This is a genomic window from Chryseobacterium joostei, assembly GCF_003815775.1.
Lineage (GTDB): Bacteria > Bacteroidota > Bacteroidia > Flavobacteriales > Weeksellaceae > Chryseobacterium > Chryseobacterium joostei.
In genome coordinates this window covers 1,791,686-1,812,959 of the sequence record NZ_CP033926.1, presented here as the reverse complement: position 1 = coordinate 1,812,959, position 21,274 = coordinate 1,791,686, and the positions used below count along the sequence as shown (strand labels likewise).

The 21,274-nt window shown below is 36.0% G+C and carries 19 protein-coding genes; 11 read left to right on the top strand and 8 right to left on the bottom strand.

The genetic code is table 11. The annotated features are described in order from the left end of the window. Nucleotides 1-273: 273 nt before the first annotated feature. Entirely contained in the window at nt 274-1,443 is a 1,170-nt protein-coding gene (locus EG359_RS08240; RefSeq protein WP_076352389.1) for an MFS transporter, read from the top strand. Nucleotides 1,444-1,533: 90 nt separating this feature from the next. On the opposite strand, the gene EG359_RS08235 is transcribed toward EG359_RS08240, so the two are convergent. Further along, nucleotides 1,534-2,499 (bottom strand): YpdA family putative bacillithiol disulfide reductase, encoded by a 966-nt coding sequence (locus EG359_RS08235; protein ID WP_076352388.1) that lies wholly within the window; start codon nt 2,497-2,499, stop codon nt 1,534-1,536. Nucleotides 2,500-2,642: 143 nt separating this feature from the next. Between EG359_RS08235 and EG359_RS08230 the strand changes: the two genes are divergently transcribed. Beyond that, entirely contained in the window at nt 2,643-3,284 is a 642-nt protein-coding gene (locus tag EG359_RS08230; protein WP_076352751.1) for a hypothetical protein, read from the top strand. Between the two features lie 34 nt (nt 3,285-3,318). Here EG359_RS08230 and EG359_RS08225 read toward each other — a convergent pair whose 3' ends face one another. The 7 genes from EG359_RS08225 to EG359_RS08195 form a co-directional block, all read right to left on the bottom strand. Beyond that, nucleotides 3,319-4,614 carry a glycosyltransferase family protein gene (locus EG359_RS08225; RefSeq protein WP_076352387.1) on the bottom strand — a complete coding sequence of 432 codons (1,296 nt, stop codon included), beginning with the start codon at nt 4,612-4,614 and terminating at the stop codon, nt 3,319-3,321. A 32-nt stretch (nt 4,615-4,646) separates the two neighbouring features. Next, a complete protein-coding gene (locus tag EG359_RS08220) occupies nt 4,647-7,181 on the bottom strand; it encodes a YfhO family protein (RefSeq protein ID WP_076352386.1) in 2,535 nt (844 codons plus the stop codon). Nucleotides 7,182-7,212: 31 nt separating this feature from the next. After that, nucleotides 7,213-7,440 carry a hypothetical protein gene (locus EG359_RS08215; RefSeq protein ID WP_076352385.1) on the bottom strand — a complete coding sequence of 76 codons (228 nt, stop codon included), beginning with the start codon at nt 7,438-7,440 and terminating at the stop codon, nt 7,213-7,215. An 84-nt stretch (nt 7,441-7,524) separates the two neighbouring features. After that, complete coding sequence (locus EG359_RS08210; protein ID WP_076352384.1) at nt 7,525-8,574, bottom strand: DUF6263 family protein; 1,050 nt, start codon at nt 8,572-8,574, stop codon at nt 7,525-7,527. Between the two features lie 36 nt (nt 8,575-8,610). Beyond that, complete coding sequence (gene rlmB, locus EG359_RS08205; protein WP_076352383.1) at nt 8,611-9,348, bottom strand: 23S rRNA (guanosine(2251)-2'-O)-methyltransferase RlmB; 738 nt, start codon at nt 9,346-9,348, stop codon at nt 8,611-8,613. 103 nt (nt 9,349-9,451) lie between these two features. Next, nucleotides 9,452-9,922 carry a DinB family protein gene (locus tag EG359_RS08200; RefSeq protein WP_076352382.1) on the bottom strand — a complete coding sequence of 157 codons (471 nt, stop codon included), beginning with the start codon at nt 9,920-9,922 and terminating at the stop codon, nt 9,452-9,454. 332 nt (nt 9,923-10,254) lie between these two features. Further along, on the bottom strand, nt 10,255-11,592 hold the full coding sequence (locus tag EG359_RS08195) for a peptide-N-glycosidase F-related protein (protein ID WP_076352381.1): 1,338 nt from the start codon (nt 11,590-11,592) through the stop codon (nt 10,255-10,257). 239 nt (nt 11,593-11,831) lie between these two features. Here EG359_RS08195 and EG359_RS08190 point away from each other — a divergent pair, with 239 nt between their 5' ends. From EG359_RS08190 to EG359_RS08150, 9 genes are all read left to right on the top strand, one after another. Further along, nucleotides 11,832-13,133, top strand: coding sequence for a hypothetical protein (locus EG359_RS08190; protein WP_076352380.1), 1,302 nt, complete (start codon nt 11,832-11,834; stop codon nt 13,131-13,133). A gap of 240 nt (nt 13,134-13,373) precedes the next feature. Continuing rightward, nucleotides 13,374-14,378: an AAA family ATPase gene (locus EG359_RS08185; RefSeq protein WP_076352379.1), complete on the top strand. Its 1,005-nt coding sequence runs from the start codon at nt 13,374-13,376 to the stop codon at nt 14,376-14,378. Next, complete coding sequence (locus EG359_RS08180) at nt 14,378-14,836, top strand: GNAT family N-acetyltransferase (RefSeq protein WP_076352378.1); 459 nt, start codon at nt 14,378-14,380, stop codon at nt 14,834-14,836. The genes EG359_RS08185 and EG359_RS08180 overlap by 1 nt, the downstream gene beginning before the upstream one ends. A 36-nt stretch (nt 14,837-14,872) precedes the next feature. Continuing rightward, entirely contained in the window at nt 14,873-15,736 is an 864-nt protein-coding gene (locus EG359_RS08175) for a DUF58 domain-containing protein (RefSeq protein ID WP_076352377.1), read from the top strand. A 53-nt stretch (nt 15,737-15,789) separates the two neighbouring features. After that, nucleotides 15,790-16,686, top strand: a complete 897-nt coding sequence (locus tag EG359_RS08170; RefSeq protein WP_076352376.1) for a BatD family protein — start codon at nt 15,790-15,792, stop codon at nt 16,684-16,686. Next, nucleotides 16,679-17,671 carry a VWA domain-containing protein gene (locus EG359_RS08165; RefSeq protein ID WP_076352375.1) on the top strand — a complete coding sequence of 331 codons (993 nt, stop codon included), beginning with the start codon at nt 16,679-16,681 and terminating at the stop codon, nt 17,669-17,671. The genes EG359_RS08170 and EG359_RS08165 overlap by 8 nt, the downstream gene beginning before the upstream one ends. Further along, on the top strand, nt 17,671-18,678 hold the full coding sequence (locus EG359_RS08160; protein ID WP_076352374.1) for a vWA domain-containing protein: 1,008 nt from the start codon (nt 17,671-17,673) through the stop codon (nt 18,676-18,678). Before EG359_RS08165 ends, EG359_RS08160 begins: the two co-directional genes overlap by 1 nt. A 100-nt stretch (nt 18,679-18,778) precedes the next feature. Beyond that, the gene (locus tag EG359_RS08155; RefSeq protein ID WP_084180319.1) at nt 18,779-19,522 is read left to right on the top strand and encodes a tetratricopeptide repeat protein; all 744 of its coding nucleotides are present in this window, start codon (nt 18,779-18,781) and stop codon (nt 19,520-19,522) included. After that, nucleotides 19,522-21,261, top strand: a complete 1,740-nt coding sequence (locus tag EG359_RS08150) for a BatD family protein (protein ID WP_076352373.1) — start codon at nt 19,522-19,524, stop codon at nt 21,259-21,261. Before EG359_RS08155 ends, EG359_RS08150 begins: the two co-directional genes overlap by 1 nt. Nucleotides 21,262-21,274 lie beyond the last annotated feature (13 nt).

Below are 21,274 nucleotides of genomic sequence, written 5' to 3'. Positions count from 1 at the left end.
TTTCTAATATTTTAGGCTGAAAACCTTGTTGTTACTGCAATTTACGAATTTTATAAAAGTATTTAAGCTTTATGTATCAAAAATCTTCTCTTTTTTTAGGATACAGCTGATAGTATATTTTTATGAATGTTATTTATAAAAATAGGCATAAATAAGGGGTTTTGGGGGCTATTTTGCCTAACTTTGCATTCTTAAATTTCCCCACCAAATATTATTGTGAGATTAATTAACTTATATACGAGTTCTTTCAAGGGACTCTCGCAGGAGAGTTGGATGCTGGCGTTGGTAATGCTCATCAACAGGGCGGGTTCTATGGTGCTTCCATTTTTGGGAGTTTACATGACAAATCATTTACATTTTAGCATTGAAAATTCTGGAATAGTGTTGAGCTTTTTCGGGATAGGATCTGTTATTGGTTCTTGGTTTGGAGGAATGGTAACCGATAAAATCGGTGAATACAAGGTACAGAGCCTAAGTTTACTGCTTAGTGTACCGCTATTCTGCCTAATTCCGTTTTTTAAGACTGAGGCAGGATTGGCTGGGATTATTTTGGTTCAAAGTATTGTAAGTGAAACTTTCCGTCCGGCAAACTCAGTAGCCATTACGAAATATGCCAGACCTGAGAATATTACCAGGGCTTTTTCACTGAACAGGATGGCCGTAAACCTTGGGTTTTCCATAGGTCCTGCATTGGGTGGTATTTTGTCTGCTATTTCCTATGAATTTTTGTTTTATAGTAACGCCTTGGCTGCTTTTCTGGCCGGACTGATGTATATCTGGTTCTTCAGAGGGCGTGCAAAGCTGGCTAAACAACAGGCAAAAAAAGTGAAAGAAGCAATTATTGTAAAAAAAGAAAATTCTCCTTACCGCGATAATAAGTTTTTAATATTCTGCTTATTATGCATGCTATTCTCTATTTGTTTTTTCCAGCTGTTCAGTACCCTAACCATTTTTTATAAGGATACCGCACACCTGAGCCAGCAGAATATCGGGTATATTTTAGGATATAGCGGATTTCTGATTGTTCTTCTTGAAATGGGCTTTGTACAGCTTGCAGAAAAATATTTTACTTTAGCCTTTACCATGTTAATAGGAACTTTCCTTTGTGGGCTTTCTTATGCAATGCTGGCTTTTGATTACAGTATGGTGACATTATTGTTCGCTATGACCCTCCTTTGTATAGGTGAGATCTGGACACTCCCATTTATGGCTACCATTACAGCACTTCGTTCAGGAGAAAACAATAAAGGGGCCTATATGGGGCTGAACGGGATGTCTTTTTCCATTGCATTTATTATTACCCCCTATATAGGAACTTTAATTGCCGAAAAATTGGGTTTCAATACCCTTTGGATTGGAACCGGAATACTGGCTACGGCTATTGCAATAGCTTTTTACTTTGTGATTCCGTGGATGTTGAAAGGGAAGAATAAAGTGGAGTAAGATCTTACTTTAAAAGAAGATTAATGTCTTTTAGATCAATATAAAAACCCCAGCTAAAGAGTATTCAGCTGGGGTTAAATTTTTTCTTTATTATTTTTTTGAAAGAATAGAATTGATAATCATGCTTGCATGAACTCTTGAGTTTTCAATAAACCAAAGGTGAGTATCCTTTCCACCACAAACAACACCGGCCAGATAAAGGTTGGAGACATTGGTTTCCATTGTTTCAGGGTTATAGAATGGATTCAGGCAATCACCATTCAGCTCAATGCCGGAGTTTCTCAGAAAATCAAAATCAGGGAGATAACCGGTCATGGCCAGAACAAAGTCATTTTCTATCTCATGGATCTGATTATTTTCATCTTTGAAAACAACAGAATTTTCCTTTACTTCAACCATTTCAGAATTAAAGTGAGCCGTAATGCTTCCCTCTGCAATCCTGTTTTCAATGTCAGGCTTTACCCAATATTTTACACTTTTTGAAATTTCAGAATGACGAATGATCATGGTAACTTCAGCTCCTTTTCTATACGTTTCGAGAGCAGCATCCACCGCCGAATTACTGGAGCCTACAACCACGATTTTTTGTCTTGCATAGGGATAAGGTTCCGTATAATAATGCAATACTTTTGGGAGATTTTCACCTGGAATATTCATGGGATTTGGAATGTCATAAAACCCTGTAGCAATCACTACATTTTTGGCCTGATAATTACCTTTCGTAGTTTTAATTTCAAAGACGTCATTCTTTTTAGAAACATGCAAAACTTTCTCATACAGATGAATATTCAAATTCTTTTGTCGGGCAATTCCCTGATAATATTCCAAGGCATCCTGTCTTCCTGGTTTTGGAGCTGTAGAAATAAAGGGGGTTCCGTCAATTTCCAGTTTCTCAGCTGTTGAAAAGAAACGCATGTATAAAGGATAATGATACAAGGAATTGACAATGGTTCCTTTTTCCAGAATTAAATACGTTAGGTTGTTTTTTTCAGCCTCAATGGCGCAGTTTAAGCCGATGGGTCCGGCTCCTATAATGAGAATATCCAAAATTTCCATATAACAAATGTACGATGTAATTGGGAAAATGTATTAATGAACTGTGAATGACATCCATTTATATTTTAAATCTTGTACCTCTTATTCCATATCCCTTTATGGCATCAGTTTTGGTGTTTTTTACCTACTACAAAATAAAAAATATGAAAAAACTACTTATTTCAATGTTGGTATTGGGTTTTGTTGTAGCCTGTAAAAAAGAAGCCGGAAAACCGGTTCCAAATGAAATTGATACTATAATTCGGGTAAAAACGGACAGTGCCACAATTATTAAAGATAAAGCTAAGAAAGAAGAGGCTTTGAAGTTGGCAAATGATGAGGTGCTGAAAGCTTTAAAAGCTAAGGATTATAAGACTTTCGCTTCATTTATTCATCCTGAAAAAGGAATTAGCTTCTCCATGTATGCCTTTGTGAATCAAAAAGAAGATAAACATTTCTCTAAAGCTGATTTCGAAAAATATCAACCTACAAAAACTTTGTTTACCTGGGGAGCGAAGGATGGGTCGGGAGATCCATATAAAGCTACCATTAATGATTATCTTGGTAAATGGGTTTTTTCCAAGGATTTTACAGCCTCTCAATATTCACTGAATAAATTTGTAGGGGGCGGAAATTCACTCAATAATCTTGAGGAAGCCTATCCTAAGCATGACTTTACAGAAAACTATATCAAAGGAACTGAAAAAAGCAGTGAGATGGATTGGAAGACACTTCGTTTGGTATTTGAAGAATTTCAGGGAAAATATTATGTGATTGCTGTGGTGAATGACCAATGGACGATCTAAAAATAGAAAGCTGGAGATTAATCTCCAGCTTTTATTATGATAAAATTTCTGTAAGCTGCTTTGTAAGGCTCTTTCTTGCAAACTGTTCAATATTCTGAGTGTTTTCCGAAAGGTTTCCGTTTTTCCAAAGGTTAAATTTTTCCAGAATAAATGTTTTCACCGTTTCAGAATCATGGTAGCTGAAATGTTTTCCGGCACTGGTTTCCTCTAATATCTTGGAGACATCCGCTTTATCCGGTCCAAATGAGAGAATCTGTTTTCCGGAAGCAAGGTATTCAAATATTTTTCCGGGAATGATACCTTTTGAGGATTCATTCGGAAAGTTGGTAATCAATAACATTTCTGAATTCTGCATTTCCTCAACGGCTTTGCCATGCGAAAGGTAACCTAAATTCAGAATGTGATTCTTCAGATTTGAATTTTCAATAGAATGGAGAATCTTATCATCAATTCTTCCTACAAATTTTAAGCTGAAATACTTGGCAAATTCCACATTATCCCTTACCAGTTCATCTAATGCTTTCCAAAGATTTTTTGGATTTCTAAGTTGTTCCAAAACCCCGATATAGCTTAAGGTAAACTTATCTTCAGCATTCTTCAGTGCTTTTACCTTTTTGCTTCCATCACTTTCATCAAAACCGTTTGTAATACAAAAAGCATTAGCTCCGGCTTTACGGAAATTATCAGCATCAGTATAGCTTGTAGCTAGGGTAATATCTGCATTTTTAAAAACAGCACTTTCTAGCTGACGATGTTTTTTATCTGAGCTTTTGGTTAATTTTAAATGCTTGTAATAGGATATTTCTGTCCAAGGATCACGGAAATCGGCAATCCATTTAAGATTGGAAAATTTATTTTTAAGACCTAGTCCAATCAAATGGAGAGAGTGGGGCGGGCCGGAAGTGACAATGGTGTCAATCTTATTTTCCTTGATATATTTTTCAAGGAATTGAACGGATGGCTTTACCCAAAAAACTCTTGCATCGGGAATGAAGAAGTTTCCTCTTACCCAGATAGAAAGCTTGGATTTCCAGCTTTGGTTTTTTCCTACATCAAATTGCCCAGCCTTAAATTTTTTATTGCTTTTATTAAGCTTTTCCGCCAATTGGTAAGGTTCCCAAATTTTTGTTCTGACGATTTCAATGTTTTCGGGAACATCTTTCATCAGTGTCTCATCCAGCAAAGGATAGCTTGGGTTTTCAGGAGTATAAATAATGGGTTTCCAGCCAAAATCAGGAAGATATTTGGCAAACTTCAACCATCTTTGAACACCAGGACCTCCCGCAGGAGGCCAGTAATAGGTGATAATCAATATTTTCTTCTGTTCCATTAACTTGATACAGTCTGCTTTAAAATTTGAACTTAAGCGGTTTGAGGGAGTTCTTTTTTCTTATTCTTATTCATCCAGAAAATTCCAAAGGCAGCCAATGCAATGAATAATCCGAAGCATAGAAGCGAGATCCATTTTCCTTTTTCAATTACCTCAGGTTCAAAAACCATTCTGATATGGTGATTTCCTGCAGGAACATGCACTGCACGTAATAAGTAATCTGCTTTAATGTAAGGAACTTCTTGCTCATCAACAAGAACTTTCCACCCGTGAGGATAATAAACCTCAGAGAATACTGCTAATTGAGGTGTCTTCGACTGTGATTTAAATTCAAGCTCGTTAGGCTGGTACTTCGTTAGGTTGATAAACGCTGTAGAATCTGCCTGAACCGGTTTGTTGCTGAAATATGACTTATCAGACGATGCAATAACTGCTGTCTTTTTATTGTCGATAACTCCAATGGATTTGATTTCCTCATTAGGTGTCTCTACAAACTTTAAGTCACTTACAAACCATGCATTTCCATTGGCTTTTGGGTTAGGTACAACCTGTGGCTGTTCCGGACCTCCGAAAACCATGTACTTAGCATTCAGTAAATTCAATATTTTAGGTGTTTTTACACTGTCAATATTATTGATGTACTCATTCAATACATCGTCATATCTTCTAAGTTTTACAGCGTGGTAACCACCAATTGATGCCTTGAAATAAGACGTGTTGGTTTCACTAGTAACTCCCAGAGTCTGGTTGTAAATTCTGTAGTGTGCTTTATCTTTATCAGCAATCGTTTCTAATGTCTTGTTGATATTTACATTGGATAAAATGGACTCAAGGTTTGGATTTCCCTGAACTTTTTCAGCCAAAAGATCTGAACTTTCTGTCTGAAAAGGATTTTCAGCAAAGATCTTATCTACATAGTTTTCGTCATTTAAATAACGCTTGTTTACCGTCCATAGATCGAATAAACTTACAGCTCCAATAATCACCAAAGCGATATTCTGACTTAATTTCTTCTTTAAGCTTAAGAATAAAGCTGCAGCTGTAATTGCTACATAGATAAATGCTTTTATCGCATCTATTTTAAACAGCTTAAATCTTTCATCTACCAGATAATCCAATAGGAAAGGAGGGAAGTAAGTCTTCTCATTTTCTGTGGAGAATCCTAGTAATGATTTTCCGAATATTAAAAGAATTAATAATAATCCTAATGTACCTCCACTTACATATGTTAGAATCTTTTGCTTGTATTCCTCTGTCAGTTTTTCATCCGTAAAGAATCTGTATAATCCTAAAATGGCAATTAACGGGAATAATAATTCCACAACTACCAGGATAGAAGATGGGGCTCTGAACTTATTATAAAAAGGAACGAAATCAATAAAGAAATCAGATAATGGCATAAAGTTGCTTCCCCAAGCCAGTAAAATGGTAAGGATTGAAGCTCCCAAAATCCAGTAACGATACTTTTTCCAGGCAAAGAAGAATCCTAATAAGGCAAGGAAACATACAATAGCACCCTGATAGGCAGGTCCTGAAGTTCCCGGCTGATCACCCCAATAGGTCATTCCGCTGAACCCTTTTGAAATTCTGTCCATTTCAGCCTGTGATCCTACATTTTCCTGTACAAGTTCCTGAACTTTGTTCATCATTTCCTTTCCTTCCGGTTCCTGGCTTCCGCCTCCCATTAATCTTGGGATGAAAAGGTTTAACGTTTCAAGTTGCCCATAACTCCACATCAGCATACTTTCCTTATCCATTCCGGATTTTCCTGAAGTATGGCTGTCGTTGGTTAGGATTTGCTTTCCACGAACGGTCTCCTTTACATATTCAGAGTTGGCCATGATTCTTTGTGCGTTCATTCCAACGCCAATGATACATGCTGAAGCAATGATTCCAGATGAAATAAGGAAATGTTTCATCGGGGTCTTTTTCTGAATCGCTCTGATTAATTCAGACAGGAATAAAAATCCTAGAGCCAGAAACAGATAATAGGTCATCTGTGGATGGTTCGCTGCAATCTGAAGCCCCATAAATAGGGTTGTTACAATGAACCCCCAGATGTATTGTTTTCTGATGTATACCAGTAGAATTCCGGCTAAAAGCGGGGCGAAATATTCAATGGTATTTACTTTTCCATTGTGCCCTGCTGCAATAATAATGTAGAAATAGGTTGAAAGCCCAAAGAAAGTTGCCCCGAGAAGAGCATATTTCCAGTTTCTGACCACTACCATTCCCAAAAGGAAAAAACCTGCAAAAAGCAGGAAGAGATAATTGACCGGCCTTGGCAGGAAATTTAGATTGCTATCAATTTTCTTGATGATGTCACCCTTAAACTGGCTACCCATCTGATAAGTAGGCATTCCTCCGAACATGGAGTCGCTCCAATAGGTTTCATTTCCGGTATTGGCTCTATAGTCAAGCAGTTCTTTTGCTCCTCCTCTGTATTGTACAATATCATGCTGAAAAAGCTGTTTTCCTGAAAATACAGGAGTGGAATATAAAAATGCTAAAACTATAAATACTACTAATGAAATTGCAATATAAATTAAGTTTTTATTTTTTGCCATGCTGGTTATTATCTTTTATTTCTTGGATTTTTTACCTTTTGTCATTACTCTCTTTCACCTCTTCATAGTCTACCGTTTCTGCATCCCATTTGAGATTGTTATTCTTATTCGAGTTGTTTATATCTTGCTGTCTGTTATCCTGATTATTGTTATTGTTGAAACGATAGCTATAAAATGTCTTAAAGAAAATCCTTTTCAGAATGTTCCAGACAAAGAAAATAACGATGGCAGACAGTACTAACTCAAGAATGTACTTCATAATTTTAAAATTTAAAGTTTAAGGTCCAGAGTTTAAAGTTTTTAGTTTTTCCTCCTGTGCTTATCTTCAAACCTGGTTGTTCAATTATTTTGCAGATGGGTTTACCATTACAGAAGAATTAGAAACACTTGTCATAGACTGAGATTGCTTTCCGTCTGTAATAGATTCAATCTGAGTTGTTTTTACGTTGATATTCTGGTTCGTAATCCATCCTGTGCTTTCGTCAAACTTAATGGTTCCATTCTGAACAAGTTCACTGCTAAGGCTATGAGTAATAGGTCCCTGAGCTTTCTTTTCAGTTTTCTTAGGAATACCTCCGGATACTGTAATTTCAGCAGTTCCGTTTCCTAGGCTTTTCAAAACATAGTTTGAAGTTACCTTAATGTTTCCGCTTGGGTCTGCATTTTCAGAAGTGGTCCATTTTTCACCTATTTTAACACCTTTTTTAGGGATAACTGCTAAGTTTTTAGTGAATTGATCTTTTAATACTTTCTCGTTAAAAGACTGCTTAAGGCTTGCTACAACGCTCGCTCTTTCATTAGCTTCCTTAATTAGGGGTGTAAGAGCTTTTGTAACTTTGGTATAAACAGCATCAAAACCTGTAATTGAAATTACATTACCTTTTGTGTCCATCTTCATATCAAGCTTGTTGCTGGTAAGGGCTTTGTTGATATTCCAGATCATTTTTAGGTCATCTTCTTTAGGAAGAGGAAGTTTTGTATCTACTACCACTGTTTTTCCCTGTGCAGACTGAGAACTTCTTTTAGAAACAAGATTAAGAGTCATTTCATATACATTTCCCTTAATATCGTTTACTGTAAAGTTCATTTCATCCGTAGACTCAGTAGTTGCTGTGATAGATTTTCCCTGAGGATCTGTCATAGTCTTTACATCTCTCTGGTAAGTTGTAAGAGGATAGGTTTTTCCTTTTTCAAGCTTAAAAGACTGTGTAACGATCCCAGCAGAATCTTTGATAGCTGGGTTTTCTGCAACTTTTGCTACAGAGTCAGCCGGTACTTCTACTGTTACCGTTTTTCCGGTTTTAGGATCTACTTTAGTTATTTTTGCAGTTTCTTTTTTACAAGAAACAAGAGCTATAGATGAGATTAGCGCTAATGCTGCTATGTTTTTCATTTTCTGATTTTTTTAAGTGTTGTGTTATCGAATTAATTATTTCAACATTTTCTGTCTTACGGCTTCATATAAGATGGCACCACATGCAACAGAAACGTTTAGTGATTGAGTTTTCCCTTCGATAGGAAGTTTGATTTTTTCATCCGCATGATGCAATACTTCCTTGGAGATTCCGGTTTCTTCATTTCCCATAACAATAGCGCAAGGTTCAGTGAAGTTAACGTCATAGATTAGCTTTTGTGCTTTTTCAGAAGCTGCAAATACAGTAATTCCACTTTGTTGTAAGAAATCTACCACATGTGCAAGATTATTTTCCTTACAGATTTTGATATTGTAAATACCTCCTGCAGAAGTCTTGATTGCATCAGAATTGATAGGTGCTGCTCCTTTTTCAGGAATAATGATAGCATCTACTCCTACGCATTCTGCAGTTCTACAGATGGCTCCAAAGTTTCTTACATCTGTAAGTCTGTCCAAAATCAATAAGAAAGGAGTCTTTCCTTCTTCAAACAATTGTGGAACAATATCCTCTACCTTGTGAAACGGAACATCTGAAATAAAAGCAACCACCCCCTGGTGATTTTTTCTTGTAAAACGATTAAGTTTTTCAATCGGAACATAATTGGGACGAATTTTATTTTTTGCTAAAATCGCCTTCAGTTCAGCATAAATAGGACCCTGAAGTGCATTCTGCACAAAGATCTTGTCAATCGTTTTTCCTGCTTCAATTGCTTCAATCACGGGACGTAGCCCGAAAATAAAATCGTCTTTCATTGAGTTGTTTAATGTTTATGTTTAAGCTGTTGGATTAGAAATTACAGGAGTTTGCAAAGTATTGTCACTTCAAACTTCCTGTTTTATTTTATCCTGCTTTGTATTAATATTTTTCTCCTAAAATTGCTCTTTTCTGCGCCATTGCATAGCCATAATGTAAGCTTTCATGCATGTTGTTGAAGATAATAGCATCCTGAATGCTCTTCAGATCCATTCCAAAACTGGTGGTATAGGGAGTGTAGTCTGAAAAGAAATCACTATCATAATCCTTCATTAAAATCTTAGAAGTTTCAGTGAGTAAAAACTCCAGGTCTTCTACTTCAGATTTTTGAACATTGAGGTTAGGTAAAGTCCCTTTTTTATAAGTTTCAATCCAGTACTTATCTATACGGAAAGGATTTCCACTAAGGTAATAATGCAAAAGTTGCTGTGTAGCAACTGTATGGGCAATATTCCAGTAGATATTGTTGTTGAAACCGTCCGGAATCAGCAGAAGATCTTCATGAGAAGTGTTCTGCAGGATATCTAAAAGGTTCTTTCTCACCTGTCTGTGTGCTTGAAAATGATAATTCATTTTGCAGAAATTTTAATCTCCAAAAATAGTTTAATAAACTGGAAATGACAATTTTTTAGACAGGGGATTAAAGTAAAAGTTCTATAGTGCTGAAAATACACATTATTTATTATTTTCTTTTTAAAGGGAAATTTGATGGTATACTAATGGGTTTTAGAAAATTTAACTTCTACTTTTTAGATATTTATCATTTTTTATGAAGCTAAAATCCTCCTTTGATTTTTTTCAAAAGAGGATTTTTTATTGTTTTATTAACTGTTTTTTATGAATTTCTTTATGTTTTTATAAAGATTTTGAGAACGAATTGTTATTCTGATGAATATTGAAATCTATTATTTCTTTATGATTTTATGTTTAAAAGTGGTTCCGTCTTTCAATACAATATTTAAAAAGTAAACTCCTGCCGCATAAGAAGAAAGATTAATTCTGTTTTCTTTATAAATTTCAGTTAGTTTTCTACCATCAATGCTGAAAAGACTCATTGAGGCCACGTCTTCCTTAGATTTTACAGTAACGAAATCAGAAGTAGGATTGGGGTAAATATTAACATCAATGGTTTTGATATCCTTAACATTCAAGGTAGCATCACTTTTTCCCTGCATATAAACTGATAAATATACATCTCCCTGTTGCTGGTTAAATACCGCTGTTGGTATTGTGTGTTTTAATGTGTGGTTTCCTGCAGTCATGCTAGGGATGGTGAATCCTCTGATAGGAACAGAATTCCCCGGGCACCAGTTATTCCATGCAGTCCATTCTGCAAATGAAGATGGTGCTCCACCATAAATTCCATTGCCTTGGGTATTGTATACTCTGAAAGGTTCACAGGATATTCCTCCTGGTGTATAGGTCAAGACCTGTACATCATCTACGTAAGTGTAGTTTTGTCTTCGTATATATTCTTCACCACCTTCATTAGCACCGTGAGGAGTAGATATTACAGAGAAATGGGCATTGGTAACAGGGTTGGGTAAATTGAAACTTACAATTCTCACCGTTTCACCGGTAACGTCTGTACTGTTATAATTATTGACCCTGCTATAGCTTAACAGAGGAACAAGTGTATTGTAATCAGTAGGAGTTGCTCCTACATCTGTTGAGAAGAAAGTCAGGGTTCCTGAAAAAACATCAATTCTTCCTGTGCATCCTTGAACCTGTGTTTGGGCAGCATAAGGAACTCCAAAAACATCCAGTTCCATATACATATCATAGGTATTTCGGAGCGTTGTGTCGTGAAATACATTATAAAGATTACTGATGTCGTAGGTATAAGGAACTTCGTTAGGAGTACGGTTCTTATTCATGAATGGAGTAATGTATCTGCCTACTTCAATTCTTTTAACATTGGCATCATCCATGGTGTATGTAGGTTGGTTTTTGGGTACCATAGCCAGAAAAACCTCGCCCAAACGGTCATAATTATCACATAAGGCTCCTATGCTCACCCTCATGGCAATCTTTGCTTTAAAAGAATCCAGTTCCGCATCTGTAATTTTTTTTGCGTACCGGGTGTTTCCAAGTCTGATAAGACCGGAAGGTACAGGAGTTGAGACTGGTGCTGCATAACCGTCATAATAGACTGCCTGCGAGATCAAATTAGTCATCGTGGTGGTTTGTGACTTAAAAAGACCTGCAAGGAAGATACTTGAAAAAAATAGCCTTTTATACATATGGTGGGTATTTCCTGTAAATATATTAAAATATGTACGAAAAATATTATTTTAACGATTATATTTTCATGTTAAATAGTTTTTGTTATTGAATGTGTAAATGTTTTCTTGATGGGGCATTAAATTTGCGGTTATTATATTAACTTTATGGGTATATAGTAGTGATTAATTTTTTTTATTATAAAAATTAATATTTTATTATTAAATTAGCATCATATTCGATGTTAATATTATTAATAATGAAAAGAATTTTACTTTTGTCTTTGTTACTTGCAGTGTTGAGTGTTAAGGCTCAAATCAATATCAATATTGGAAGTACAAATGTGGGAACTGCACCTGTAAGCAGCTTTTTTTCCTATTCCTATGTTCAACAGATATACCTTAAACAGGAGATAAATGCTAATGCAGCAGGAAATATTACCGGGCTTACGTTTTATGTAGACCCGTCTGCTACTATTTCCGATTCGTCCAATTGGACGGTTTATCTTGGGCATACCAATAAAACAGCATTTGCTTCCGGCACAGACTGGATTGCTTCACCACAGCTTACTCAGGTTTTTGCAGGTACTGTAACAAAGAATAATGGTAAAGTGGAAGTGGTTTTTACGACGCCATTTGCTTATAATAATATAGATAACTTGGTGGTGGCGGCAAAAGAAAATGCGCCAAGTATTGATATTAATAATTTTGATGAAGCCTTCCGTGTTTATCCATATATTCCAAATTCTACCCTTTACTATAAAGGAGATAATGCGGTTGTTGATCCGGCATCTCCACCAGGAGGGATCAGAGCTGATTATAAATCATCAATAACAATTTCAGGATTAACAGTTAACTCTACTCCTGGTTGCCCTTTCGTGCTTTATCCTTCAAATAATGCTCAGTTTATATCCTTATCTCCTAATATTAGCTGGCAGCCCGTTATAGGAGCTACTTCTTATAAAATTTCATTAGGAACCACACCTGGAGGTACAGAGGTTATTAATCAACAGGTAGTAAATGCTACTAATTTTAATCTTTCACCATCCATTGTTTTGAATAGGGATACCAACTATTATTTGAAAGTGACAGCTGTTTCAGCTAATGGTGAGTCTAGCGGTTGTGCGAATAATATTTTTAAAACTATTCCTCCAATACCGGCAAATGATGCTTGTTCCGGAGCTTTACAGGCAACTACTTTTCCATACACCTACGTACAAAGTGACGGAATGTCTTCTACCAATAATGCAGGTTTTGTAACAGCATGTCCTAATGATGGGATGAATGATGGTCTCTGGTTCAGATTTACAGGAGATGGCGGCCAATTTACCATTAAAGCATCGCCTGCTACTATCACTTTTGATCCGAAAATAGGGATCTACAGCGGTACATGTAATAATCTAGTTTGTGTAGGTACACAAGATAATGGTGGGGGCGGTAGTTCCGAAACTAAGACCATTACAACCACTGCAGGAACTGAATATTATATTAATGTAGGATCTTATGAAGATTCAGTAGATAAGCCGGAGGATGTGTTTACTATTACCATCACAAAGCTTTAATACATCAATACATTCTTTTATTTTAACCGATCTGTAATTTACAATAATCAAAATGTTGCGGTAATTCCATCGCAACATTTTTATTTTAGGTTATGATGATGTGAAACAATTGAAGCAGTATTGCTTTTAATTCGATATTGTCTTCAGAATATTTAACAAACTTTAACTCAAAAATGGCATTGATTGTGTTGATTAATGCAAGTATTTATCAGAAATTTACCACCTATTTTAAATCAAGCTATGTCAGATATACATCAAGCAGAAGATATTCGTCAATTGACGGAAAAAGTAAAAGAAAAAAACTATTTATTTTCTCTTCTGAGACAAGAAATCAATAAGGTTATCATTGGACAGGAATACATGATAGACCGCCTTTTGATAGGGCTTCTAGGAAATGGTCATGTACTATTAGAGGGAGTTCCCGGGCTGGCAAAAACCTTAGCCATTAAAACATTGGCAGATGCTGTTCATGGCGAGTTCTCAAGAATTCAGTTTACACCGGATTTGCTTCCTGCAGATGTGGTGGGAACAATGATCTTTAATATCAAAGACAACGATTTTTCTATAAAAAAAGGTCCTGTATTTGCAAACTTTGTACTTGCGGATGAAATCAACCGTGCTCCGGCAAAGGTGCAGTCTGCACTTTTGGAAGTAATGCAGGAAAAGCAGGTGACCATAGGTGATGAAACCATGAAGCTTCCAAAACCGTTTTTGGTACTGGCAACACAGAACCCAATTGATCAGGAGGGAACTTATCTTTTGCCGGAAGCACAGAGTGACCGTTTCATGCTGAAGTGTACCATAGATTATCCCTCTTTCGAAGATGAAAGAAAGGTAATGAGAATGGTTTCCACATCACATCAGCCTACTGTAAACCCCGTGATTTCACTTCAGGATATTGTAGAGGCTAAGGAAATAATTAACCAGATCTATCTGGATGAAAAAATAGAAAAATATATTCTGGATATGGTTTTTGCAACCCGTTATCCGGAAAACTACGGACTTTCTGAGCTTAAAAATTATATCAGTTTTGGTGCTTCTCCAAGGGCTTCTATTAACCTTGCTATTGCTTCAAGAGCATATGCATTCTTAAAAGGAAGAGCCTTTGTTATTCCTGAAGATGTAAAAGCATTGGCTAAAGATGTATTAAGACACAGAATGGGCTTAACCTTTGAAGCGGAAGCAGAAGAAATATCAACAGAAGAGATTATCAATAGAATTTTAGCTAAAATCCAAGCACCATAATGAACGATGTTATTATTAGAAAAGCCATTCAGGAAGACTGCGCTTCAATGCTGGAATTAATTAAGGAGCTGGCAGAATATGAAAAAGCATTGCATGAAGTAACCGTAACACTGGATGATTTTATTGAAGATGGATTTGGGAAATCGCCTGTTTGGGGTGCCTTTGTTGCTGAGTTCAATGGTGAGGTTGTAGGGATTTCATTGTATTATGACAGATATTCAACCTGGAAAGGAAGAAGATTGTATCTTGAAGATTTGGTGGTAACCGAAAGGATGAGAGGAAAACAGATTGGAAAACTCTTATTTGAGGCTACATTGGAGCATGGAAAATCCAATGGATACAATGGAATGGTATTTCAGGTATTGAACTGGAATGAGCCGGCCATTAATTTCTATAAAAAATACAGTCCAAAGTTTGATGATGAATGGTTGAATGTATCCATTGAGTTCAAAGCTTAAAGTTTGAAATTTATACATTGAACATAAAACGATAGTATGCAGATAAAAGATATTGTAAAAAAAGTAAAGCAGATAGAAATCCGTACCAGAAAAAAGACGGAGGCTACTTTAATGGGACAATATCACAGTGCCTTTAAAGGGCAGGGAATGACATTTTCCGAAGTCCGTCCCTATCAGTTTGGTGACGAGATTAGAAGAATCGATTGGAATAAAACAGCACGTTTCCGGGAACCATTCGTTAAGGTAATGGAAGAAGAAAGAGAACTTACCATGATGATTTTGGTAGATATCTCCGCTTCTATGGACTACGGAACAAAGGTTCAGCTGAAAAGAGAATATGTAGCAGAAATTGCTGCCAGTTTAGGATTTTCAGCAGCAGGCAATAATGATAAGGTTGGGCTGATCCTTTTTGCAGATAAAGTATATAAAGTGATTCCACCTCAAAAAGGAAGAAAGCATATTCTTTCAATTATCAGTAATATTCTGACTGCAGATTATGTTCCGGCTGAATCCAAAATAGACAAAGCCATGGAATATATGATGGGGATCTTTAAAAGAAAATCATTGGTATTTCTGTTTTCAGATTTTGAGGATGAATATGACTCCAAAATGCTGAGAGTAGCAGCCAAAAAACATCAACTGCTGGGAATGAGGATTTATGATGAAAAAGACAACGAAATTCCTGATGTAGGATATACATTATTATACGATGCAGAAACAGGAAAACAAATATGGGCAAATACTTCCAGTGCAAGATGGAGATACACTTTTGCTGAAGCTCAAAAAAAGAAGCTAAGAGCATTAGAAGAAGATTTTGCCAACAGTTCGGCCAGTTTTATGAATATTAATACAGGCTCGGATTACTCAAAATTATTATATAATTATTTTCAGAAAAAATAACATCGGATTTTAACCGTAAATAAAACATAAGGCTTGACCTTTATTATTTAACATTGAAAAAAATACTTTTAATACTATCTTTTCTAATCTGTGCAAATGCTTTTTCACAGATATTATCCTCCAACATAGAGAAGAAGACCATTGCCCTTGGTGAAGTCAATCATCTTACCATAAAAGTTGATAACCTTAATGATCAACAGGTGATCTCTGCACCCAAAAACGAATTGCTTCCTTTTCATTTTGAAGAAACAAAGGACAGTATCGGACAAAATGCCAATTCATATGAAAGAAAAATAGAATTTGCAGTTTTTGATGAAGGGAAATTTACCATTCCTGAACTGGAATTTAAAGTGGGAGATAAGGTTCTTAAAACAATTCCTTACGAAATAGACGTCATTAATACAGCTCAAAAAGCAGATCAGATTAATGATATCATGAAGAATAAAGAGGTTAAGCTGGCTCCTAAAGACTATTGGGAGTTATACAAATTCTATATTCTTGCAGCATTGGCAGGTATCGCATTGATCATTGCCATCTTTATGATTGTAAAATGGGGAAGAAAATCAAAAAGTTCTCCGGTTATTGCAACTAACCAAACCCTGAAAGAACTGGACTCACTTAAAAAGAAAAAATATATTGAAGGAGGAAACTTTCGTGCGTTTTATGTTGAACTAATTGATATTTCAAGAGATTTTATTGCCAAGCAGTATCATTTGCCTGCAGATGTTCTTCTTACCGATGATCTTATTGATGTCATGAAAAAGAACAATACAATTTCCCAGGATAATGAAAAGGTAATTGAAGATGTTTTTCTGAGAGGAGACTTGGTGAAATTTGCCAAGACCTTTCCGGATCAGCAGACAATGGAAAAGGATTTTGCAGATATCAAGGATTTTGTAAAAAGATCATCCAAGGATTTAGAATTTGAAAACTTAAGAAAGGATGTTTGATTTCGAGTTTTATAGTCCGTGGTTCTTATTACTTTTTCTACTGTTTATTCCACTTTTTATAAAAGATGCGGGTAAACAGAAAAGGAAAGGAGTAAAAGTTCCTACGGTAAAAAATATGGATGTCAGCAATGGAATTCAAGGGGTGCTTTTTTTACTGAAATTATCAAAGTATATTATTCTTTCCGCACTTATTATTGCGATGGCAAGGCCAAGAACCTTTACCGTTTCACAAGATAGGGACGATACCAAGGGAGTTGATATTATGCTGTCAATTGATGTTTCTCTCAGTATGTTGGCAAAGGATCTTAATCCGGACCGTATTACTGCGCTCAAGGATATTGCGGTGAAGTTTGTTCAGAAGCGCCCGAATGACAGAATAGGAATTGTTGCCTACGCAGCAGAGGCCTTTACAAAGGTCCCTGTTACCTCAGATCATCAGGTGGTGATTGATGAAATTAAAAACCTTAACTCTGCAGGATTGGAGCCGGGAACTGCCATTGGAGAGGGGCTTTCTGTTGCAGTAAATCATTTGATTAAAAGTAAAGCCAAAAGCAAGGTGGTTATCCTGATGACGGATGGGGTAAGCAATATACAAAATGCCATTCCGCCACAACTTGCTGCCGAGCTTGCAAAAAATAATAATATAAAGGTATATGCTATTGGAATAGGAACCAATGGTTATGCATTGATGCCCACATCACAGGATATTTTCGGAGATCTTATTTTTACAGAAGCAGAGGTTACCATTGATGAAAACACCCTTAGAGAAGTGGCACAAACAACAGGTGGAAAATATTTCAGAGCAACTTCAAACAGTAGTCTTGAAGAAGTGTACGACGAAATCAACCAGCTAGAAAAATCCGATGTAAAGGTTTCTAAATTGTATAACTACAATGAGTATTTTGCCATTTTCCTATGGATTGCCTTAGGAGTATTGATGCTGGATGCGTTATTGAGATGGGTATTTTATAAAATTTTAAGCTGATGAGTTGGTCGTTAGGAAATTATTGGTATTTATTATTACTGTTGCTTCTGCCGCTGTTAGCTTTCTTTTTGATCCGTTTTTTAAAATGGAGAAAGAAAAAAAGAGAAATCTTTGCCGCAAGCCAGTTTCATGATAATTTATTTGAAAAAGATTCAAGATTTATTAGGTTTTTTCCTGCACTATATCTGTTAGGAACATTATTCCTGATTTTCTCCATTATTGATCTTTTAAATGGTTCAGAAGAAGTGAAAAGCAACCAGAAGCTGAATAATGTGATTTTTATGCTGGATGTATCCAATTCAATGAATGCTGAGGATATTGATCCAAGCCGTCTTACTGAGGCAAAAAATCTGATGATAGGCACCATGCAGAAAATGAAGAACGATAAGATTGGAATTGTCATTTTTGCAGGACAGGCAACCTCCATTATGCCCTTGACAACAGATTACAATTCCGCAGAAACCTATATCAGTGGTATTGAAACAAACTCCATGCAGATTCAGGGAACAGATTTCCTGAAAGGAATGCAGGCTGCTGTTGAGAAATTTAAAAATGTAAGCAAAGGATCAAGAAAGATTATTCTGTTGAGTGATGGTGAAGATAATGAGGGAAATGATAATGCTGCCATAAGACTTGCCAACAAAGAAAGTATAAGCATTACCTCTGTAGGAATTGGTACAGAAGAAGGTGCCCCCGTTCCGGAATATGTCTTTGGCCAGTTGATGGGATATAAAACAGATGTAAATGGAGGTACCGTAATCTCAAAAAGACAAACAGAGGCTCTTAAGAAAATGGCAGAATCCACAGGTGGCACCTATATTGATGGAAATAACATTAATGAAGCTCCGGATAGGATTATTGATGCTCTAAATAAGAAATCTTCAGGAGCTGAAACACTAGTGAAATCACAAAATGCTAACCATTATTATCAGTATTTCTTAGCAGTATCTATCTTGTTTTTCTTTTTAATTTATATTTTTAATCCTAAAAATGATTTTAATGTGTAGTTTTCTTTATTATTGATAGGGATTGAAAACAGCTACTTTAACCGAACTTTAACAAATAAAACCCTGTTTCTTAACATATAAAGGAATAATTTTGCAAGTGATGAATACTAAAATCATATTTTTATCGTTAATAGTTGCTTTCTCATTCTCAAGCCTCTTGTTTGGGCAGGAGAACTATAGAACATTGGTTCATGAAGGCAATCAGAAATTTGATGGTAAAGACTATGATGGAGCCTCCTCAAAATACATGGAAGCAGTAAAGTTCAACGATAAGGATTTTATGGCTCACTACAATATGGGGAACGCTTTGTACAAGAGTAAAAAATATGAGGATGCAAAGGCAGAGTTTGAAAAGGCAGAGAAGCTTTCACAGACAATTCCCGATAAATCAGCAGCTCTTCATAATCTAGGAAATACCTATATGCAGATGAACCAGCCGGAAAAAGCGGCAGATTATTATAAAAAGGCTCTGAAGCAAAATCCATATAGTGAGGCAACCAGAAAAAACTATGAGATTGCCAAGTTAAAGGAAAAAGAAAAAGAACAACAGAAGAACCAGCAGAATAACTCAGGAAAAGGCGGTGGAGGTAATGATCAGAACAAAGGAGAGGATCAGAAAGGAGATAAAGATCAAAAGCAGGATCAAGGAAACGGTCAACAGAACGAAGGTAAAAGTGACCAAGGTAATAACCCTCAGCAAAATCAAAATAATGAAGGAAAAATACCAAAGAATCTTGAAAATGCAATCCTAGATAAAATAAACGAAAAAGAAAAAGAAACCGCCAGAAGAATTTTAAACAAAAATTCTTATTCGATGCCTGAAAGCAACGAGAAAGATTGGTGATGAAGCACAAATTGATTTACATATTGCTTACTCTAGCATCCGTGATTACTTACGGACAGGTAAATCTATCCCTAGACGCCGATAAATCTGATTACGCAGGAAAAGATGTTGTAAATCTTACCATTGTTTTGGAACTGAACGGAAGTGACCTTGTTCAGCAGACAGGTTTTCAGCTTCCGGATCTATCAAAATTTAACATTATAGGCAGTGGCTCTGTTACCAATACAGTCATTGACCCCGCAACCAATACACTGATTACTCAAAAAGTTTCCAGAATAGCCCTTGAACCTAAGAAAAAAGGAAAAATAAAAATAGGTTCAGTACTGGTAACGGTTAATAACAAAATTTACAAAACAGAACCTTTTGACGTCAATATCCGAGATATTGTTGATAAGCGGGCATTGGCCGGTAATACTTCCAATGATGTTTATCTGAATATGGAGATTGAGGACAGGGAAGTGTATCAGGATCAGCCAACCATTGCTGTCCTTAAGGTGTATTCCAGAAATATGGATAATCTCCGAAAGGTAAAGAATATTCGTCTTCCACAGCAGGAAAATATCAACGTACATGCTGTCAATTTCAATAAGTCTGAAATAGATCCTTCCGGTAATGGAAATATGGCATCTCAGGTTCTGGCTGTGTTTATGGTATTTCCGAATGAAGCAGGATATATTGAAGTTCCTGGCGTATCAGCATCAGTAAGTACCTATTCCAATAAAAATAAGATTGTTTCCAATAAGGTGAAGCTTAATGTGAGAAAACTTCCTGAGGGAGCTCCAGAGTGCTTTAAAAATGCTGTTGGAAACTTTAATGTAAGCGTTTATAACGCATCAAAGGAAAAACCAGAAGCAAAGAAACCATTAAATGTTGTTGTTAGGGTTTCAGGAGAAGGGAATTTGCCGGATATGGAGCTTCCAAAAATAATGGCTTCTCCAGATTATGAGGTTTTTGCGCCTAAGATTACATCCAAGGTTTCTCCGGGTTCTACAGGAATGAAAGGAGAGGTTTCTGCTAGTTATGTGATTGTTCCCAATAAATCAGGAGCAATCTCCATCAAGACAGAGCAATTTGCCTTTTTTAATCCTGAGAATAAAGAATACGTAGATCTTGGACAAAAGACATTGTCTGTAAATGCTTTCTCTCATGATCAGATTCTAGAATCCCGCACCGCTGTAGAAAAGGTAAATGAATACACCAATAATCTTCTGGAAACAGTTGATACACCTGTTTTAAAGACTACATCATTTAAAGTAAAAGAGAAAAATAAGTTCCATTGGAATATTCTTTTAACCAATATTGTCATTCTTTTAGGCTTATTTATTGTCTATCTGTTATTTAAGACTTGGCAAAAAAAACGTACATTAGTTAGGGAAACTGTATCTCAAAAACCTTTAGGTTCAGTAGCTGAAACAGAAAAAGAAATCAGAGAATCATTGAAAACTGATATCAATGATTATTTTGGTTACCTTGAAAACCTTAAGGATAACGGTGATTATGAGAAGTTCTTTGTAACACTGGAGGAGTTAGATCAGGAAGTAAGAAACCAGCACGTTCAAGGCTCTGTTATGGAGTTTAAGACTTTTCTTGAAAAACACAATGGTTCTTTAGTGGCAGAAGAGTATGGAAAACTACAGCAAAGAATTCAGATAGAGAAATATTCTCCTGTGAAATCTGCTGATGGAATTGATGAACTTTTGAAAACAATTGTTAATTTATATTCACAAATTAGCAAATAGTTAATTTATTTTC

Coding starts and splice junctions, on each gene's coding strand:
- EG359_RS08240 (WP_076352389.1), top strand. CDS start 274: ATGCTGGCGTTGGTAATGCTCATCAACAGGGCGGGTTCTATGGTGCTT.
- EG359_RS08235 (WP_076352388.1), bottom strand. CDS start 2,499: ATGGAAATTTTGGATATTCTCATTATAGGAGCCGGACCCATCGGCTTA.
- EG359_RS08230 (WP_076352751.1), top strand. CDS start 2,643: ATGAAAAAACTACTTATTTCAATGTTGGTATTGGGTTTTGTTGTAGCC.
- EG359_RS08225 (WP_076352387.1), bottom strand. CDS start 4,614: ATGGAACAGAAGAAAATATTGATTATCACCTATTACTGGCCTCCTGCG.
- EG359_RS08220 (WP_076352386.1), bottom strand. CDS start 7,181: ATGGCAAAAAATAAAAACTTAATTTATATTGCAATTTCATTAGTAGTA.
- EG359_RS08215 (WP_076352385.1), bottom strand. CDS start 7,440: ATGAAGTACATTCTTGAGTTAGTACTGTCTGCCATCGTTATTTTCTTT.
- EG359_RS08210 (WP_076352384.1), bottom strand. CDS start 8,574: ATGAAAAACATAGCAGCATTAGCGCTAATCTCATCTATAGCTCTTGTT.
- rlmB (WP_076352383.1), bottom strand. CDS start 9,348: ATGAAAGACGATTTTATTTTCGGGCTACGTCCCGTGATTGAAGCAATT.
- EG359_RS08200 (WP_076352382.1), bottom strand. CDS start 9,922: ATGAATTATCATTTTCAAGCACACAGACAGGTGAGAAAGAACCTTTTA.
- EG359_RS08195 (WP_076352381.1), bottom strand. CDS start 11,592: ATGTATAAAAGGCTATTTTTTTCAAGTATCTTCCTTGCAGGTCTTTTT.
- EG359_RS08190 (WP_076352380.1), top strand. CDS start 11,832: ATGAAAAGAATTTTACTTTTGTCTTTGTTACTTGCAGTGTTGAGTGTT.
- EG359_RS08185 (WP_076352379.1), top strand. CDS start 13,374: ATGTCAGATATACATCAAGCAGAAGATATTCGTCAATTGACGGAAAAA.
- EG359_RS08180 (WP_076352378.1), top strand. CDS start 14,378: ATGAACGATGTTATTATTAGAAAAGCCATTCAGGAAGACTGCGCTTCA.
- EG359_RS08175 (WP_076352377.1), top strand. CDS start 14,873: ATGCAGATAAAAGATATTGTAAAAAAAGTAAAGCAGATAGAAATCCGT.
- EG359_RS08165 (WP_076352375.1), top strand. CDS start 16,679: ATGTTTGATTTCGAGTTTTATAGTCCGTGGTTCTTATTACTTTTTCTA.
- EG359_RS08160 (WP_076352374.1), top strand. CDS start 17,671: ATGAGTTGGTCGTTAGGAAATTATTGGTATTTATTATTACTGTTGCTT.
- EG359_RS08155 (WP_084180319.1), top strand. CDS start 18,779: ATGAATACTAAAATCATATTTTTATCGTTAATAGTTGCTTTCTCATTC.
- EG359_RS08150 (WP_076352373.1), top strand. CDS start 19,522: ATGAAGCACAAATTGATTTACATATTGCTTACTCTAGCATCCGTGATT.